Annotated in this window: 13 protein-coding genes; 9 read left to right on the top strand and 4 right to left on the bottom strand. The window is 68.0% G+C overall.

Annotation, left to right across the window (positions count from 1 at the left end):
- Window positions 1–4: 4 nt before the first annotated feature.
- The 3 genes from M0G41_RS00495 to M0G41_RS00485 all read right to left on the bottom strand — a co-directional run bounded on the left by M0G41_RS00495 (window position 5) and on the right by M0G41_RS00485 (window position 3905).
- A complete protein-coding gene (locus M0G41_RS00495; RefSeq protein WP_248204124.1) occupies window positions 5–487 on the bottom strand; it encodes a hotdog fold domain-containing protein in 483 nt (160 codons plus the stop codon).
- Window positions 488–552: 65 nt separating this feature from the next.
- Window positions 553–3018 carry an acyl-CoA dehydrogenase gene (locus M0G41_RS00490; protein WP_248204122.1) on the bottom strand — a complete coding sequence of 822 codons (2466 nt, stop codon included), beginning with the start codon at window positions 3016–3018 and terminating at the stop codon, window positions 553–555.
- A gap of 2 nt (window positions 3019–3020) precedes the next feature.
- Window positions 3021–3905 carry an alpha/beta fold hydrolase gene (locus M0G41_RS00485; RefSeq protein ID WP_248204120.1) on the bottom strand — a complete coding sequence of 295 codons (885 nt, stop codon included), beginning with the start codon at window positions 3903–3905 and terminating at the stop codon, window positions 3021–3023.
- Window positions 3906–4047: 142 nt separating this feature from the next.
- Between M0G41_RS00485 and M0G41_RS00480 the strand changes: the two genes are divergently transcribed.
- The 9 genes from M0G41_RS00480 (at window position 4048) to M0G41_RS00440 (ending at window position 15401) form a co-directional block, all read left to right on the top strand.
- Window positions 4048–4635 (top strand): TetR/AcrR family transcriptional regulator, encoded by a 588-nt coding sequence (locus M0G41_RS00480; protein WP_248204117.1) that lies wholly within the window; start codon window positions 4048–4050, stop codon window positions 4633–4635.
- Between the two features lie 151 nt (window positions 4636–4786).
- Window positions 4787–6571, top strand: a complete 1785-nt coding sequence (locus M0G41_RS00475) for a phosphoenolpyruvate carboxykinase (GTP) (RefSeq protein WP_248204116.1) — start codon at window positions 4787–4789, stop codon at window positions 6569–6571.
- 75 nt (window positions 6572–6646) lie between these two features.
- The gene (locus M0G41_RS00470) at window positions 6647–7567 is read left to right on the top strand and encodes a histone deacetylase family protein (protein ID WP_248204114.1); all 921 of its coding nucleotides are present in this window, start codon (window positions 6647–6649) and stop codon (window positions 7565–7567) included.
- 32 nt (window positions 7568–7599) lie between these two features.
- Window positions 7600–8166, top strand: coding sequence for an RNA polymerase sigma factor (locus M0G41_RS00465; RefSeq protein ID WP_425511215.1), 567 nt, complete (start codon window positions 7600–7602; stop codon window positions 8164–8166).
- Complete coding sequence (locus tag M0G41_RS00460; RefSeq protein WP_248204110.1) at window positions 8163–8612, top strand: hypothetical protein; 450 nt, start codon at window positions 8163–8165, stop codon at window positions 8610–8612. The genes M0G41_RS00465 and M0G41_RS00460 overlap by 4 nt, the downstream gene beginning before the upstream one ends.
- A gap of 19 nt (window positions 8613–8631) precedes the next feature.
- Window positions 8632–9555 carry a DUF4097 family beta strand repeat-containing protein gene (locus M0G41_RS00455; RefSeq protein ID WP_248204108.1) on the top strand — a complete coding sequence of 308 codons (924 nt, stop codon included), beginning with the start codon at window positions 8632–8634 and terminating at the stop codon, window positions 9553–9555.
- 235 nt (window positions 9556–9790) lie between these two features.
- Window positions 9791–12481: a TonB-dependent receptor plug domain-containing protein gene (locus M0G41_RS00450; RefSeq protein ID WP_248204107.1), complete on the top strand. Its 2691-nt coding sequence runs from the start codon at window positions 9791–9793 to the stop codon at window positions 12479–12481.
- Between the two features lie 221 nt (window positions 12482–12702).
- The gene (locus tag M0G41_RS00445; protein WP_248204105.1) at window positions 12703–14664 is read left to right on the top strand and encodes a tetratricopeptide repeat-containing sulfotransferase family protein; all 1962 of its coding nucleotides are present in this window, start codon (window positions 12703–12705) and stop codon (window positions 14662–14664) included.
- A gap of 59 nt (window positions 14665–14723) precedes the next feature.
- Window positions 14724–15401, top strand: coding sequence for a putative 2OG-Fe(II) oxygenase (locus M0G41_RS00440; protein ID WP_248204104.1), 678 nt, complete (start codon window positions 14724–14726; stop codon window positions 15399–15401).
- 309 nt (window positions 15402–15710) lie between these two features.
- On the opposite strand, the gene M0G41_RS00435 is transcribed toward M0G41_RS00440, so the two are convergent.
- Entirely contained in the window at window positions 15711–17294 is a 1584-nt protein-coding gene (locus tag M0G41_RS00435) for a tetratricopeptide repeat-containing sulfotransferase family protein (protein ID WP_248204102.1), read from the bottom strand.
- Between the last annotated feature and the right edge of the window lie 27 nt (window positions 17295–17321).

Here is a 17321-nt window from a genome sequence, read left to right as displayed (position 1 = left end):
GGGTTCAGCGCCGTGGCTTGGGCGTCGCCCACATCCGGATGCGGGCGCGGAAAACCTCGGTGCCGCCGGGGTCGGTGACGCTGACCCGGATCGGCAGCTCGTAGCCCTCGTCGGCGTGGACCGCTGGAACCTCCGGGCGACCTTCGGCGTGCATGCGGCCGCTGGCCTTGGCCACGTACTCGACCTCCATGCCCTTTGGAATCCAGCGCATGGACACCGGCAGCGAGGCTTCGGAGACCAGGCCGGCCGTCAGTTCGGCGAGGTTGCACAGCGCGATTGCGTGCACCGTGCCGATGTGGTTCTGCACCGCGCGGCGGTGCGCGATCTCGGCGACGCAGAGGCCGGGCTCGAGGCGGGTGACCAGGGGCTTGATGCTGCCGAAGTACGGTGCGCGGAAGCAGACCGCGCGGGAGAACAGCCAGCCCGATGGCGAGAATCGGGCGAGCCTGCGGTACATCGCGAGTGTGGAAGGGATCTTGTCGGCCATTGGGGGCTCCAAACGAAAGACGGCGGACCTGAGGTCCGCCGTCCGGGGTCAGGCAGCGGGTTCGATCAGGCTGCCTTGCGCTGTTCGCGCTTGCGGTACAGCGCCGCCGACTCTAGGTCGGCCGGGTCGAAGTCATCGGTGCTGATGACATCGTGGACCAGCTCCTGCAGTTCGCGCAGCAGGGCGACGTCCTCGGCGCTGAGCAGGCCCTTGAGCTGGGCCTCGCTGAGCTGTCCATCGTGGTCGAGCGCATCCAGCTCGCCGCCCTTGACCAGCTTCTGGAACTTGCGTTCCACCGGCTCGGCGGCGATGACCTTGGCCAGGGCCGCATTGACCCGACCGGCCGGGTTGTTGGCACAGGGGGTGAGAAACACGCCCTCGGCCAGGCGATCGCGCGTATCCGACGGGCTCATCAGCAGGGAGGCGGCGCGGTGGCCGAGGCGATCCGACGGCGCCTGCGCGCGACGGCCCCACGGGAAGACCAGCACCCAGAGCAGCCAGCCGGCCCAGCGGATCGGGAAGTTGCGCAGCGCGGTGGACAGGGCCAGCTCGATCTTGTTGCAGGCGTCGTGGAAGGCGTAGGCCAGCAGCGGACGCTCCGCCGCCGGACGTTCCATGTCCTCGTACCGCTTCAGCATCGAGCTGACGATGTACAGCTGCGAGAGCACGTCGCCGAGGCGCGCCGACAGGCGCTCCTTGAACTTCAGCTTGCCGCCGAGCAGCAGCATCGAGGTGTCCGCGACCAGGGCCAGGTTCGCCGAGTAGCGGTTGAGCTTGCGGTAGTAGCGCTTGGTGTAGGCATCGCCCGGGGCGCGGCCGATGCGCGCGCCGGTCAGGCCCAGCACGAAGCTGCGCACGGCGTTCGACACGGCAAATCCGATGTGGCCGAACAGGGTGCGGTCGAACTCGCGCAGGCGGGTCTCCGGATCCGGATGCGTGGCCGCCTGCATCTCCTTCAGCACCCAGGGATGGCAGCGGATCGCACCCTGGCCGAAGATCATCAGCGACCGGGTCATGATGTTCGCGCCTTCCACGGTGATGGCGATCGGTGCCGCCTGCCAGCCGCGGCCGAGGTAGTTCTTCGGGCCGAGGATGACGCCCTTGCCGCCGTGGATGTCCATCGCGTCCTGCGCGGCTTCGCGGGCCATCTCGGTGCAGTGGTACTTGGCGATCGCCGAAGGCACGGCCGGCTTCTCGCCGCGATCGACCGCCGAGGCGGTCATTTCAGCGAGGGCACTGGTCGCGTAGGCGTTGCCGGCGATGCGCGCCAGCGCCTCCTCGACGCCCTCGAAGCGGCCGATCGACAGGCCGAACTGCTTGCGGATGCGCGAATAGGCGCCGGTGACCACGGCAGCGATCTTGGAGCCGCCGCTGGCCGACGAGGGCAGGGTGATGGCGCGGCCCACGGAGAGGCACTCGACCAGCATGCGCCAGCCCTGGCCGATGAAGTCCTCACCGCCGATCAGCTGCGAGAGCGGCAGGAACACGTCCTGTCCGCGCACCGGTCCGTTCTGGAACGCGCAGTTCAGCGGGAAGTGGCGGCGGCCGATTTCCAGCTTCGGGGTATTGCGCGGAACCAGGGCCAGGGTGATGCCGCGGTCCTGCTGGTCGGAGAGCAGGCCGTCCGGGTCGTACAGGCGGAAGGCGAGACCGATCACCGTCGCCACCGGGGCGAGGGTGATGTAGCGCTTGTCGAAGTTGAGCCGCACGCCGATCACCTTGGCGCCGTTCCACTCGCCTTCGCAGACGATGCCGTGGTCGGGGATCGAGGTCGCATCGGAGCCGGCGGTGGGCCCGGTCAGCGCGAAGCAGGGCACCTCGCGGCCATCGGCCAGTCGCGGCAGGTAGTGGTTCTTCTGCTCCTCGGTGCCGTAGTGCAGGAGCAGTTCGGCCGGTCCGAGCGAGTTCGGTACGCCGACGGTGGAACTGAGCGTCGAGGAGATCGAGGCCAGCTTCTGGATCACCTTGTGGTGGGCCAGCGCCGAAAAGCCGAGGCCGCCGTACTGCTTGGGAATGATCATGCCGAAGAACTTGTTCTTCTTGATGTACTCCCAGACCTCGGGCGGAAGGTCGGCGCGGTCGTGGGTGATCTCCCAGTCGTTGGTCATCTTGCAGACCTCTTCGACCGGACCGTCGAGGAAGGCGCGCTCTTCCGGGGTCAGCTCGGGCTTGGGCTGCGAGAGCAGGTCCTTCCACTTCGGCATGCCCGAGAACAGTTCGCCCTCGAAGCCGACGGTGCCCGCTTCAAGTGCGGTGCGTTCGGTGTCGGAGAGCTGCGGAAGCATCTTGGTATAGATCTTCAGCAGGGGCGCGGTCAGCTTGCTGCGCCGGGTCGGCGCATGCAGGAGGGGCACCGACACCAGGGCGAACAGCACGGCTGCGATGACCGTTGCCACGATGCTGGCGCCAGCCAGTGCGGCAATGACCAGCGCGCCTGCGCTGAGGATGGCCCAGGTCTTCAGGGAGACCCGGAAGTAGGCTGCGGCCATTCCGGCGAGCAGCAGGGCGAGGAAGGGCGTGATGACACTCATGACTACGCTCCGGTTGCTGCCGCGGCGGGGGCCGCGGCGTCGAGAAACGCCACGATGGCGTCTGTGAAGGCATCGTTCCGATCGCCCGCCACCATGTGGGTGGCGTCATCGATGCGCCGATGCTGCGCGTGCGGCACCAGCCGCATGAACTCTTCCACATGCTGGGCGCCGATCAGGTCGCTGCGACCGCCGCTCACAAGCAGGGTAGGTACCGAAATCTCGCGCGCCGCCTCGCTGAGCGCGTGCTGGGCGCTTTCCCCGGCGCGCCCGATGTCCTCGAGCAGACGCGGATCCCAGTGCCAGCACCAGCGGCCATCGGCACGTCTGCGAAGCACGGCGCGCATCGCGTCCGGCGTCTTGCGCGGGCGGTGTGGCAGGTAGCCCGCCACCGCGTCCGCGGCAGCCTCCAGGCTTTCGAATCCGTCAGGATGCGCTCCCATGAAACCAAGGATGCGCTCGACGCCGCGTGAATCCCAGCGCGGCGTGATGTCGACCAGGACCAGCGCAGAAAAGCTGGCGTAGCGTGCCTGGGCCATGATGCCGATCAGTCCGCCCATCGAGGCCCCGACCAGGACCGGACGGGCGGGCAGGCGGGCCGAAACCTCGCGGGCGTCCTCGATGAACTGCTCGAAGGCGTATCCGCGTCCGGGCGGGTTGCGGCCGCTGTCGCCATGGCCGCGCGCGTCCAGGGTCCAGGGCGCATAACCCAGCTCTGCCAGGCGCCGCGCGCTGGCCGACCAGGCGCCGCGGGTCTGGCCGAACCCGTGCGTGAGCAGGACCGGCTGGCCGCGCTCGGACCAGCGGTCCAGCCGCAATGCGACGCCGTCCGCCGCGTCGACGCGTACGGGCGTGGGGCAGGGGTCGAGCTGGTCGGGACATGCGGCCATACGCCAAAGTATGGAAAGCCGTCCCGCGCTTGTCAATACGCCAGAGTATGGTAGTTTCGTGAAGGTCCGGGGACGGTCCGGTGACAGACCCGTCCGCCGAGCGGCGCGCCGCGCCCCCTGCCGCCAGTTAGACTTCGCACCCATGCCCGACGCAGCACGCAAGATCGAACGCAATAGCCGCCTGTCCGCCGATGACTGGGCCCAGGGTGGTCTCGACATGATTTCCGAAAGCGGCGTCTCCGGACTCGCGGTCGAGCCGCTGGCAAGGCGCCTTGGGGTGACCAAGGGCAGCTTCTACTGGCACTTCCCCTCGCGGGACGCGCTGCTCAGGGCTTCGCTGGAGCGCTGGGAGCAGTCCGAGCTGGAAGAGGTGTTTGCCCGCCTCGAGGGCATCGCCGACCCCCGGGATCGCCTGCGTGAGCTGTTCCGGCGGGTCGCGCACGAAGCCAAGTCGCACATTATTTATAGCGAGTTGCTTAAGGCGCTCGACCACCCGGTGGTGCAGCCGGTGATGGAGCGCGTCTCCAAGCGCCGTCTCGACTACCTGCAGCTGGCCTTCCGCCAGATCGGCATGGGGCGCGCCGAGGCCATCCACCGAGCCCGGCTGACCTATTCCGCCTATGTCGGCTTCCTCCAGCTGTCCCTGCAGCTGCGTCAGCCCCGGCTCCACCACGAGGAGTTCGAGACCTACGTGGAGCATGTCATGACCACCCTGATTCCCGCTGCCTGACGGTGCCTGCCGCGTGTCCCTGACGGCCTTGCGACGCCCCGATCTGCATACGTATGCATGGTAGAATCCGCGGCCTCGCCGCCGGCTGCCACCGCGCCAGCCTCCCCCGTTTTCTGTCCAGCCGACCCATCGGTCGAGGAGTAGCCCATCCATGGCCAGCCAGCTCGCAGCGCTCAACCAGTGGGTTGAGCAGGTAGCCCGACTCACCACGCCGGACGCCATCCACTGGTGCGACGGATCGGACGCCGAGCTGCAGCAGCTGCAGCGGGGCATGCTCGAGGCGGGGATCCTTCTGCCGCTCAATCCCGATACCCATCCGAACTGCTTCCTGCATCGTTCGGACCCGGGCGACGTGGCCCGCGTCGAGCACCTGACCTTCGTCTGCACCAAGGACCGTGACGACGCCGGCCCGAACAACCACTGGATGGCGCCGGAAGCCGCCCACGAGAAGATCGACGCGCTGTTCGCCGGTTGCATGAAGGGCCGCACCCTGTACGTGGTGCCCTACTGCATGGGGCCAGTCGATTCCCCGCTGGCGCGCTGCGGCGTCGAGATCACCGACAGCCCCTACGTGGTCGCCAACATGCGCATGATGACGCGCATGGGCGCGGCCGCGCTGGCGCGCATCGAGCGCGAAGGCCGCTTCGTGAAAGGCCTGCACTCGACCGGCGAGCTGGATCCCGACCGTCGATTCATCATGCACTTCCCGGAGGAGCTGACGATCAAGTCGTTCGGCTCCGGCTACGGTGGCAACGCGCTGCTCGGCAAGAAGTGCCACGCCCTGCGCATCGCGTCGTACCAGGCGCGCCAGGAGGGCTGGCTGGCCGAGCACATGCTGATCGTCGGCATCGAGAACCCGGAAGGCAAAACCCACTACGTTGCCGCTGCCTTCCCCAGCGCCTGCGGCAAGACCAATCTGGCCATGCTGATCCCGCCTGCCGCCTATCGCGAGAAGGGCTGGAAGGTGTGGACCGTGGGCGACGACATCTGCTGGATGCAGCCCGGTCCGGACGGTCGCCTGTGGGCGATCAATCCGGAGGCCGGCTACTTCGGCGTGGCGCCCGGCACCAGCGCCAAGACCAACCCGAACGCGCTGGCGATGCTCGATCGCGATGCCATCTTCACCAACGTCGGCACCACCGCCGACAACCAGCCCTGGTGGGAAGGCCTCGACGGCGTTCCGGCGCTCGACTGGCAAGGCCGCCCGTTCGACCGCGCCAACGGTCCGGCGGCGCATCCGAATGCGCGCTTCACAGTCAGTGCCAAACAGTGTCCGAGCTACTCGCCCGAGGCCGAGAATCCCCAGGGCGTGCCGATCTCGGCGATCGTCTTCGGCGGCCGCCGGGAGTCGCTGGTACCGCTGGTGTTCGAGGCCCGCGACTGGCGCCATGGTGTGCTCGTCGGGGCATCGATGGGCTCGGAGACCACGGCCGCGGCCACCGGTGCGGTGGGCGTCATGCGCCGCGACTCGATGGCGATGAAGCCCTTCTGCGGCTACAACTTCGCCGACTATTTCGCCCACTGGCTGAGCTTCGACCGCGCCGACCTCAAGCTGCCGACGATTTTCCACGTCAACTGGTTCCGCAAGGGCAGCGATGGCAAGTTCCTCTGGCCGGGCTTTGGCGACAACCTGCGCGTACTCGAGTGGATGATCGGCCGTATCGAGGGACGCCTGCCGGCGCGCGAGACGCCGATCGGCATCGTCCCGGACGCGGTCGACCTCAATGTGGAAGGTCTGGCGATGGCGCCTGGCGCGCTCAAGACCCTACTCGAGGTCGATGTCGAGGCCTGGCAGCACGAGCTGCTCTCGATCGGCGAGTACCTCGATGGCTTCGGTCCGCGGATGCCGGCCGCCCTGCGCCAGGAGCAGGCCCGCGTGGCCTCGGCGCTGGCCGTGATGGCGCCCCGTCCGGTCGCCCGGGCCGCCAACGCCTGATCCGGGCTCCCGCCTGGTCGGCGGAGTCCGCCGGCCTTGCTGCGGCCTTCGCCATCGCTGCGGCATCCTTGGCCGATGGATGCCTTCTACTGCCATCACTTCGAGCTGCCGCTGCCGGAAGGCCACCGCTTTCCGATGAGCAAGTACCGGCTGCTCCATGAGCGCGTCGCGGACGCCTCGGCAAGGCTCGGCATCGTCCTCCGCGAACCGGCCCCCGCCGGGGTCGAGGACCTGCTCCGGGTGCATTGTCCCGACTACGTGCGGGCCATGCTGGCGGGCGAGGTGGAGGCGGCGATGATGCGGCGGATCGGCTTTCCGTGGTCGGCGGCCATGGTCGAGCGCTCCCGCCGCTCGGTGGGCGGGACCATCGCCGCCCTGCGCGCCGCGATCGCCGGCGACGGCGTGGCGGTCAACCTGGCCGGCGGCACTCACCACGCGGCGCATGCGCGAGGTGGCGGGTATTGCGTGTTCAACGACGCCGTGGTCGCCGCCCGCCATGTCCGCCACCACGGGCTGGCCACGCGGGTGCTGATCGTCGATCTCGACGTGCACCAGGGTGACGGCAGCGCGGCGCTCTGCGCGGGCGACGACGACACCTTTACTTTCTCCATGCATGCGGCGCGCAACTACCCGGCGGTCAAACCGCCATCGGATCTCGACGTGGCCCTGCCCGACGGCACGGGTGATGCGGCCTATCTCGATGCGCTGGCCCGCTGGCTGCCCGAGGCGATCGAGCGCGCCCGGCCCGAAGCGGCGATCTACCTCGCCGGTGCCGACCCCTTCGCCGGTGATCGCCTGGGCCATCTTGCGCTGAGCAAGCCGGGGCTTGCCCAGCGCGACCGCCTGGTGCTCGGCCGCCTTGCCGCGGCGGGCCTTCCGGTCGCCGTGGCCATGGCCGGCGGCTATGCCGAACAGGTCGAGGACATCGTCGATATCCACTTCGCCACGGTCGGCATTGCCGCCGGGATCCGCCCGGCGCGGTCCCGGGCCGTTTAAACCCTCGCCCCGCTCCGGGCATCCAAGCGATCATGCTGGTCGTGAGCGCCCCCGCCGACACCCTGGAAGCCTTCGACGAGGCCGCTGCTGTCGGCCGCGCAGCGCGCGGGGACCGTCGCGCGTTCGAACAGCTTTACCGGCGCCATGTGGGCCGGGTCTACGGCGCCATCTGGCGCCTGGTCGGTGGCCACCATGCACGCGCCGAGGAGCTCACCCAGGAGGCCTTCATCAAGGCCTGGCAGGCTCTGCCGGACTTTCGCGGCGAGGCCGCGTTCGGCACCTGGCTATACCGTGTGGCGGTGAACGCAGCGATGATGGACCTGCGCTCACGCAGCGCCGGCGAGGACCGCGAGACCGACGACGCCGCGCTTGCCCAGGTCGCCGCCCCGCTGACGAGTCCCGGAGTCGGCCTGGATCTGGATCGCGCGGTGGCCAGCCTGCCGCCCCGGGCTCGCGCGGTGCTGGTGCTCTACGACATCGAGGGCTGGACTCACGATGAGATCGCCGGCGGGCTCGGCATGGCGGTCGGCAGTTCCAAGGCGCAGCTGCATCGCGCCCGCCAGCTGCTGAGGCAAAGACTGGAAGGACACAGATCATGAACGACTTCACCCTGCGCCAATCGCTTCGCGCCCTGCGTACCGAGCGCCAGCCGCCGCACGATCTTTGGCAGCAGATTGCGCCGCGCCTGCCCGTGCGCCGCCGCGCGCCCTGGCTGCCGCTGGCCATGGCCGCCAGCCTGCTGGTCGCGCTGCCTGCCCTGCTCGTGCTCATGCGACCGGTCGCGCCTGCCGGGCCGGCCCGGTTTGCCAGCGAGGTGGTGCGCGAGGCAGACGCGATGTCGGTGCAGTACCGTGCGGCGCTGGCCGAGGTCGGCCACCTGCCGCTGCCGGACGCGCTGCGCGGGGCCGCCGACCAGCTGGAGCGTCAGGCCGAGCAGCTGCACATCGCGCTGGAAAGCCATCCGCAATCGGTCGAGCTACTGCACCAGCTCCGCCGCACCTACGATCATCGTCTTCGCTTGAGCCAGCGCGTCGCGCTGGGCTGAGTCCAACCGGGAGCCCGCCATGAACATCACACTGACCCGCGCCGCGGCCTGCTTCGCCCTGCTGGCGCTCAACGCCCCCCTGGCACTCGCCCAGGAAGACATCGACGAACGCCGGAGCCTGGACGCCGACGCCAGCGTCGAGATCCAGAACATGCAGGGCAGCATCACCGTCACCGGCAGCGACATCGATGGCATCGTGATCCGCGGACGGCTGGGCGAGGGTGCGCGCAAGCTCGAGGTGGAAGGGGATGAGCGCCGCCTGAAGATCAAGGTCGACTACCCGGAGTCGGGCGGGGGCTGGAGAAGCTGGTGGGGCGGCGGCGCGGTCGGCGACTCCGATCTGCGGATCGAGCTGCCGCGCGGAGTCTCCCTGAGCGTCTCCACGGTCAGCGCCAGCATCGAGGTCGACAACGTCGATGGCCCGCGACTGTCGTTGGAAACGGTCAGCGGCCGCGTCCGTGCCACCTCGGCCAGCCCCGAGGTCGAGGCCGATTCGGTCAGCGGCGACATCACCCTGGACCTTGGCGCGGCCACCGAGCTGGACCTGGAGAGCGTCAGCGGCGACATCGAGCTGCGCGGCATCGTCAACGGCCGGCTCAAGGCGGAGTCGGTCTCCGGCGACCTCGACCTGCAGCCGCAGGGCCGGCTCAAGGACGCCCGGGTCAGCGTGGTGTCCGGCGATGTGCTGCTCGACGCCGCGCTCGATGGCGCCGCCCGCGCGGTCATCAACAGCCTCAGCGGGGACGTCGTGGTCAGCCTGCCCAGCGACGCCTCGGCGGCCCTGCGCATCGAAACCTTCAGCGGCCGCATCGACAGCGCGGTCGGCAAGGTAGAGAAGGAGGAGTACGGTCCCGGGGCCCGCTTGAACCACCGGCTGGGGGCTGGCGAAGCCGACCTGCGCCTCGAGTCGTTTTCCGGCAACGTGCGGTTTCGCTTGAAATAGTTTTCCCTTCAATGGCTTTGAAAAGGCCCGCGAAAGCGGGTCTTTTCGTTTCCGGGGAAAACTGTTGCGCAAAAGCAACGGCTCGTTGCAGGGATTCCACCGTTAAATATTTGTTGATAGACTCCGGCGCTGCCGAGTCTTTGCTCTAGGTCATGCCCTGTGCGCCCGGCACTTCCAAGGAATGGAAGGTCTTTGTCCCGAACTGTGTTTGATCCTCTGACGTTGGAGAGAACGAATGAATTTCAACCGTAATCTGCTGAGCGACGCCGTGCGCTATGGCCTCGCGGCTGGTGCCGTGGGCCTCCTCGGCCTCACTGCCGCTCCTGCCATCGCGCAGGATGACGACGCGGCCACCCTGGACCGCATCGAAGTCACCGGTTCGCGCATCAAGCGTGCCGACGTCGAAGGTGCCCTGCCGGTCACCGTGATCGACCGTCAGCAGCTGGAAGTGTCCGGCGACATCTCCGTTGCCGACTTCCTCCGCAACACCACCTTCAACAGCTTCGGCTCGTTCCGCCCGCAGTCGGGCAGCTCGGCCCAGAGCTTCGCCGCCCTCAGCCTGCGTGGCCTGGGCTCGGCGCGCACCCTGATCCTGATCGACGGCCGTCGCGCCCCGATCGCCCCGTCCGCGGGCCAGGGCCAGAACCTGAACTCGATCCCGCTGGCCGCGGTCGAGCGCATTGAAATCCTGTCCGACGGCGCGTCCGCCATCTACGGTACCGACGCCATCGGCGGCGTGGTGAACATCATCACCCGCAAGGACTTCAACGGCGTCGAGATGACCATCGGCGCGGGCAACCCGAAGCGTGAAGGCGGCGAGACCGAAGAGGGCTCGATCATCTTCGGCGCCTCGGGCGACCGTGGCACCATGCTGGCCGGTATCTCCTACAACAACCGCGGCATCATCTTCCAGCGCGACCGTCCCTGGTCGTCGGGTGGCGTGTCCACCTTCGGCGCCAACCTGATCAACGCGCGTCCGGCTCCGGGCACCCTGTACGGGTTCTCCCCGGGCTCCTTCGTCGCTCATCCGACCAACGGTTCCGCGCTGCCGGGCTTCGCCTGTAACAGCAACGGCTTCTTCCGTGGCGGTTCGGGCTCGACCAGCCGCTGCTTCTACGACTTCACCTTCGTCGCCGCCGACGAGGCCGAGGTCCGCAACGAGTCGACCTTCGCCCGTGGCCAGTACCAGATCAACGACGACTGGTCGACCTACCTGAATGCGACCGTCAGCCGCCTGAAGACCTTCGGCCGCTACGCGCCGGTTCCGTCCTCGCCGTTCCCGGGCGGCCAGCCGTTCCTGCCGGTCGGCTCGCCGAACCACCCGGCCGTTCGCTTCCCGAACGCCGGCTACGACGCCACCGTGCCGTACTTCTTCCGTCACCGCTTCGCCGCCCTCGGCAACCGTGACACCTTCACCGAAGAAGTGGCCTACGACTACCAGGCTGGCTTCCAGGGCCGCATCGGCGACGTCTACCTCGACGTCGGCGCGCGCAGCTCCGAGGTCAAGTACCTCGACCTGGGTCGCAACTACGTGGTCGGCGGCCTGGCCCAGCAGTTCATCGCCAGCGGCCGGTACAACATCTACGATCCGTTCGGCAATCCGCGTTCGGTCCTTGATTCGATGATCGCCACCATCAACCGCGATTCGGGCACCAAGTTCGAAGAGCTGTTCGCGATCGCCAACATGGACCTGTTCGAGATGGGCGGCGGCACCGCCGGCCTGGCGGTCGGCGTCGAGTACCGCAAGGAAGAGTTCTTCGACATCTACGACACCCTGTCCTCCTCGGGCCAGATCGTGGGTTCGGCGGGCAACACCGCTGCCGGCGACCGTGACGTCAACGCCCTGTTCGGCGAGCTGCTGCTGCCGATCATGTCGAACCTCGAGGTCTCCATCGCGGCCCGCCGCGACGACTACAGCGACTACGGCTCCGACACCTCGCCGAAGGTTTCGGTCCGCTTCCAGCCGCTGGACACGGTCACCCTGCGTGGTTCGTACGGTCAGGGCTTCCGCGCTCCGACCCTGGACATCCTGACCCAGCAGGCCACCTTCTCGGCCGATGGCGTCAACGATCCGCAGACCTGCGTGTCCTTCGGCCAGCCGCCGGGCTGCCAGACCCAGATCAGCGCCTACGTGATCGCCAACCCGAACCTGAACTCGGAGCAGTCCGATCAGTACTCGTTCGGTCTGGTGTGGGATGCCACCGACTGGCTGAACATGTCGGTTGACTACTACAACATCGAGATCGAGAACCGCATCTCGGCGATCTCCTCGGCCCTGATCATCAGCTGCACCAGCGGCGCGCAGCCCTGCCCGGCTGGCGTGGGCACCCTGCCGATCAACGTGAACCCGCCGGTGCCGTCGAACGGCCTCGGTATCGCGCGTGATCCGGGCACCGGCGCCATCCTGTACATCCAGCGTGGCTTCGCCAACCGCGGTACGCTCGAGACCAGTGGTCTGGACTTCAACATCCGCACCACCTTCGACCTGGCTGACTGGGGCCAGCTGGCCAACCAGCTGCAGCTCGGCTATGTCGATGACTACTCGTTCGACGGCGGCCGCAATCTGGTCAACGACCCGGGCTACCCCGAGTTCCGCGCCACCCTGGCTACCCAGTGGACCTTCGGCGACTTCAACTTCGCCTGGAACCTGAACCACGTCGACAGCACCATCTCCAACGCCGGCCTGAACGTGCGTGGCGGTGGCAGCGACTACGGTTACAGCCGCACCCTGCCGTCGTGGACCACCCACGACCTGCAGGCGACCTGGAGCGCGCCGTGGAACGGCAAGGTCACCGTTGGCGTGAACAACATCGCCGACAAGGATCCGGTGCTCGACCCGCTGGATCCGGGTGGTCGTGGCTTCAACTTCAACCTGTATGACGGTTACGGCCGCGTGCCGTACGTCCGCTACACCCAGAACTTCTAATCAAGTTCGGTTGAAGTGCTGTACCGGAAAGGGCCCCTCGGGGCCCTTTCTTTTTCTGGGCCTCAGGTAGCCCGTGGGGGCCGCGCCGAGGATGCGGTCCGCCAGCGGTTTTCGGCCGCGCGATCTGCAGCAGGTGCCGAAGATCCGCGATAATCCGCGCCATGCACAGTCACGCTGATCAAGGGCCGGCGCGAACGACGCTCCAGGCCGGGAACGAAGCCGTGGCCGCCGGCGACGAGGATCGTGCGCTCGCGCTCTGGGAGGCCGAGGCGACCGACCCTTCCTGCGCCATCCGGCTGAGGGAGCGGGCCGTGCTTGCGCGCGACGTTGAACGGGCCCGTCGCTGGCTCGCGGCCAGTGCAACCGCCTCGCCGGCCGAGGCCAAGGTCGCCGCGGGAGTTGCCGAGATGCTGGCCGGTGAGGTTCCCGCGGCACTCCCCCTGTTCAAGGCTGCGCTGCAGCTCGATCCGGGCTCGGTCACGGCCCAGCACCACATGGCCCGGGCCCTGTTCAACCTCGGTCGCCAGGAGCAGGCGCTGGGCATGCTCCAGCAGGTGATCGGCCTTGCTCCGGACTTTCTCGAGGCGCGCTGCAGCCTGGCCCACGTGTTGCGTGCGCTGGCCCGCTTCGATGAGGCGGCCAGCCAGTACCAGGCGGTTGTGCGCGCCGCGCCAGGTTTGCACGCCGCGCAGTTCAATCTTGGCGTCACCGAACTGCTTCGCGAGCGCCCCGAGGCGGCCCTGGCCGCCTTCGACCAATGCCTGTCGTTGCGTCCCGATGATCCAGAGGCCTGGCTAAACCGGGGCCTCAGCCAGCACATGGCGGGCGCGGCGGCAGAGGCGCAGGCCAGCTATCGAAGGGTCATTGCGCTCAGCCCGGACAGCCCCACCGGACACTACTATCTGGGCAGCCTGCTTAACGAGCAGTTGCGTGATGCTGAGGCCGAACATCATCTGCGCCGCGCACGGGAGCTCGATCCGCGCGATCCGGATACCGCGGCCGAACTGATCGGCCTGCTTGAGCAGGCGAACCGGGTGGACGAGGCCCGGTCGCTGCTTCCCGAAGCGCTGGCCGCGGCCCCGGGCCACCCGCGACTGCTTATCGAGGCGGCCAAGATCTCCCGCCGTGCCGCCGATCTTGAACAGGCCCGCCGCGCCCTGGCGCAGATCCAGCCGCAGCGGCTGATGCCGCGCGATGCGCAGGTCTACTGGTTCGAGCGTGGGCTGCTGCATGATCGCGCCGGCGAGTGCGAGGCGGCCATCTCGGCCTTCAACAATGGCCATCGATTGGCTGCGCGGAGCCCGCGCCGCCGAGGGATCGATTCCGGCGCTTTCGACCGTCGTCTTGCGGCGCTGGACACCTGGCTCGACGAGAACGGAGCGATGCTGCGGCGCGGATTCGACGAACCGCTTCCGCCGCTGCCCTTTTCCCTGGTGTTTCTGGTCGGATTGCCGCGCTCGGGAACCACTCTGCTCGACACCGTGCTCGACGCCCAACCGGGCTTCGCCGCCATCGAAGAGAAGCCGACCGTGGAGAGCGTCCTGCAGGCGCTGCCGCAGCCTTGGCTGGACGGGCTGCTCGATCTTGGTGCCCCGGAGATTGCCCGTCTGCGAGGCCAGTATGTCGATCTCGCCCAGCGCTTCATCCCGGGCGCCACGCCGCGCGTCGTGGTCGACAAACTCCCGCTCCGCTTCCTGGACCTGCCAGCGCTGCGCTGGTTGTTCCCCGAGGCCGGCATCCTGTTCGTGGCCCGTCATCCCTTCGACGTCATGCTGAGCAACTTCATGCAGCAGTACGTACCGACCGAGGCCTTCATCCATTTCGACTCGCTGGATGCCTCGGCGCGGACCTGCGCCGCCCTGCTGGCCCGATGGCGGCGCATGGCCAGCGATTTCCGCGCACCGCATCACCGCCTCGACTATGAGCATCTGGTGGAGTCTCCGGCGCAGGCCCTGGAGGCGCTCGGGGGTTGGCTCGACGTGGTGCTGGATATCGGCGCCCTCGATCCTGCGCGGCGCCTGGCCGGGCGTGGACGGATTGCCACCAACAGCTACCAGCAGGTCGCCGAGCCGGTGTACCGGCGGGCCATCGGCCGCTGGAAGGACTACGCCGCCCAGCTCGGACCGCATCTGGCCCCGCTGGCCGACGAGGCCAGCGCCCTGGGGTACCCTGTGCGGCCCTGAGCGCCGCTGCCCCCGCCCCGGCCGCGGCATCCGATGATGATGACAGAGGACCCTGATCGATGTTCCAGGTGACCAACGCCTTTTCCGTGCCCATGATCGTGACCCGGATGCCGGACTGCGGTCATCTCAACCGGGAGCTTCGCGAGCTGTTCATCGCCAAGTCCCGGGAAGGCAAGCGCTACAGCAATCCCGAGCCCTTCGTGATGCGCAACGAGGCCCTGTTCGAGAGCAACTTCAGGCTGTTCGACTGGCCGCAACCCTGCGTGCAGAAGCTGCGCGACTTCTGCCTCGCTGCGGTCTACCGCACCGTCAAGGAACTCAACGGTTACGACGACGCCACGCTGCAGCGACTGCACTCGGCCAATGAGGCCTGGTTCCACGTTACCCGCCGCGGCGGCTATTTCGGCGCGCACAACCACCCGATGCATTCCTGGTCCGGGGTGTACTGCGTCTGTCATGAGGGCGATGACCCGGACACCGACAGCGGCAAGCTGGCGATGCTGAACCCGTTCGCCATGAACACCATGTACCTCGACTACGGCAATGCCCACATGCGTGACCACTACGGCATGGGTCCGAGGTTGATCCGCTTCAACCCGGGCGAGCTGTTGATCTTTCCGTCCTGGCTGCTGCACGAGGTGCTTCCCTACGACGGAGACGACATGCGCATCACCGTCGCCTTCAACGTACGCTTCAAGTACGAAGGCGCACAGCCGGCGAACGTGCCGCTGGGGTAGGGGTGTTCAGGATGCAGAGAAGACATTCATAGGGTGCGGCTGGCCGCACCGGGCGTACCGACCGAGCGCCCGTATCGGTGCGCCCATGCACACCCTATGAGGCTCACTGACGCCCAACGAAGCCCGACTGTGGGAGCGCCCTTGGGCGCGACCGCGGCGTTTCGGATTCATCACAGACCGCGGCCCGAGTGGAACTCCCCGGTCGCGCCCAAGGGCACTCCCACAGACCATCGGCCCAATTTATGCACCGGGGCGAATGCGAACTTTGTGCCCAGACTGGCCGTTCGCGCGGCAAGTATGGGCACCCGCTCAGCCCGCCCGCAGCGCCTCGATCATCGGAGCCAGCTGCGACTCGTAGGCCTTCCAGACCTTGCCGCGGTCGCGGCGGATGCCGTCGCGCATCATGACGCTGCTGGCCGTGGCAACCGCCTCGCCCTTGCGGCCGACATCCAGCATCGCCGGTTCGAAATCGAGTCCGACGAAGCGCGCCATCTCCGAGGCAGTGCGTTCCGGCTCGTTGACCAGGTCGTCGTAGCGCACGTCGAGGATGCGCTCGGGCAGCAGGGCGCGCCAATGGTCCATCAGGCGTTGGTACTGGCGGTAATGGGCGACGTACTCCTGCTGGTCGTAGGAGTACGGGCAGGCATGCGAGAACAGGGTGCGCAGGCTGGACAGGCCGACATCGATCGGGTCGCGGTTGAGGTGGATGAAGCGGGCCTCGGGCAGGGCGCGGGCGATGAAGCCGACGTTGAAGTAGTTGGAGGGCAGCTTGTCGGTGATGATGGGCTTGCCCTGGGCGCGCCAGGCCATGCCCGACAGGTAACCCTCGCCGATCGCGCGGTAATTGAGCTGATCGCGATGCTGCACCACGCGCAAGTCGATCTCGCTGGGGAAGTGCAGGCCGCTGGCCCGACGCAGCTTGGCGCGGATATCGTAGGTCTCGCCGCCCGCGGCAACCTGCGAGTGCCCGCCGAGCACGCGCTCGGCGAGGGTCGTGCCGGAGCGATGCAGGCCAATCACGAAGATCGGTCGCAGGGCACCTGCGCTGAATCCGTCGCCGCGTTCGAGCTCTTCGGCGCGCCACTGGCACAGCCCGTCGAACAGGGCGTCTGCACCCGACTGGGTGTAGTCGAGCAGTGAGCGCTTGGCGCGGCAGCCTTGCTCCAGGGCCGTCCACGCCTCGGCATGCTGTTTGCTGTCATGCAATTCGTTGTGCAGGGCGTAGGCCAGCCAGGAGACCGTTTCGGCATCCGTGGTCCGGCTGAGCAGGCTGCGGATGCGATCGATGCGCGGGCCGGGGTCCGGCTGGCGCAGGCGTGACAGCAGCCAGTGGGTGCCGGGATCGCCGGGGACGAAGCGCAGCACCCGTTCGCACAGCTCGGCGGCGCGGGCCATGTTGCCGTAGAAGACCTCGATCGTCGCCAGCATGTACAGGCTGGGAGGGTGGTCAGGATCGCGCTGCACCGCTGCCTCGGCGAACTGGCGGGCCTGCACGTAGGCGCCCTGCACGCTCAGCTCCTGGGCGATCTCGGTCAGCGATTTCGCCGAATCCCACATCGGCGGCGGCAGCTGTCCGACGATCTCGAGGATGGTGGTGGACTCGGACAGTACGGCGAGCATGCGCACCAGCTGGATGGCGGTCCGCGGGCTGTCCATGTGGCCAGCCAGGGCCTTGCCGATGTACTGCCGCGCGGCGCCATTCCGGCCCGAGGCCAGCTCGATCTCGGCCTTGTAGAGCAGCGCCGGTACCAGGCCGGGCTGGCTTCGCAGCAGGCCTTCGACCTGCTGATTGGCAGTGGCGAGCTGTCCGCTCTGGATCAGCTGCTCGATCTGCAGGAACTGCTGCAGGGCCGGCGGCAGGCCGGCCGGGTTCACGCTGGGGGAGCTATTCATGGGCGGCAGTTTACTTGAGGCCCGGCC

This window comes from Pseudomarimonas salicorniae, from assembly GCF_023156535.1.
In the GTDB taxonomy this organism is placed as follows: domain Bacteria; phylum Pseudomonadota; class Gammaproteobacteria; order Xanthomonadales; family Xanthomonadaceae; genus Pseudomarimonas; species Pseudomarimonas salicorniae.
The sequence above is the reverse complement of the archived record's forward strand: the minus strand, read 5'-3'. Positions and strand labels throughout refer to the sequence as shown.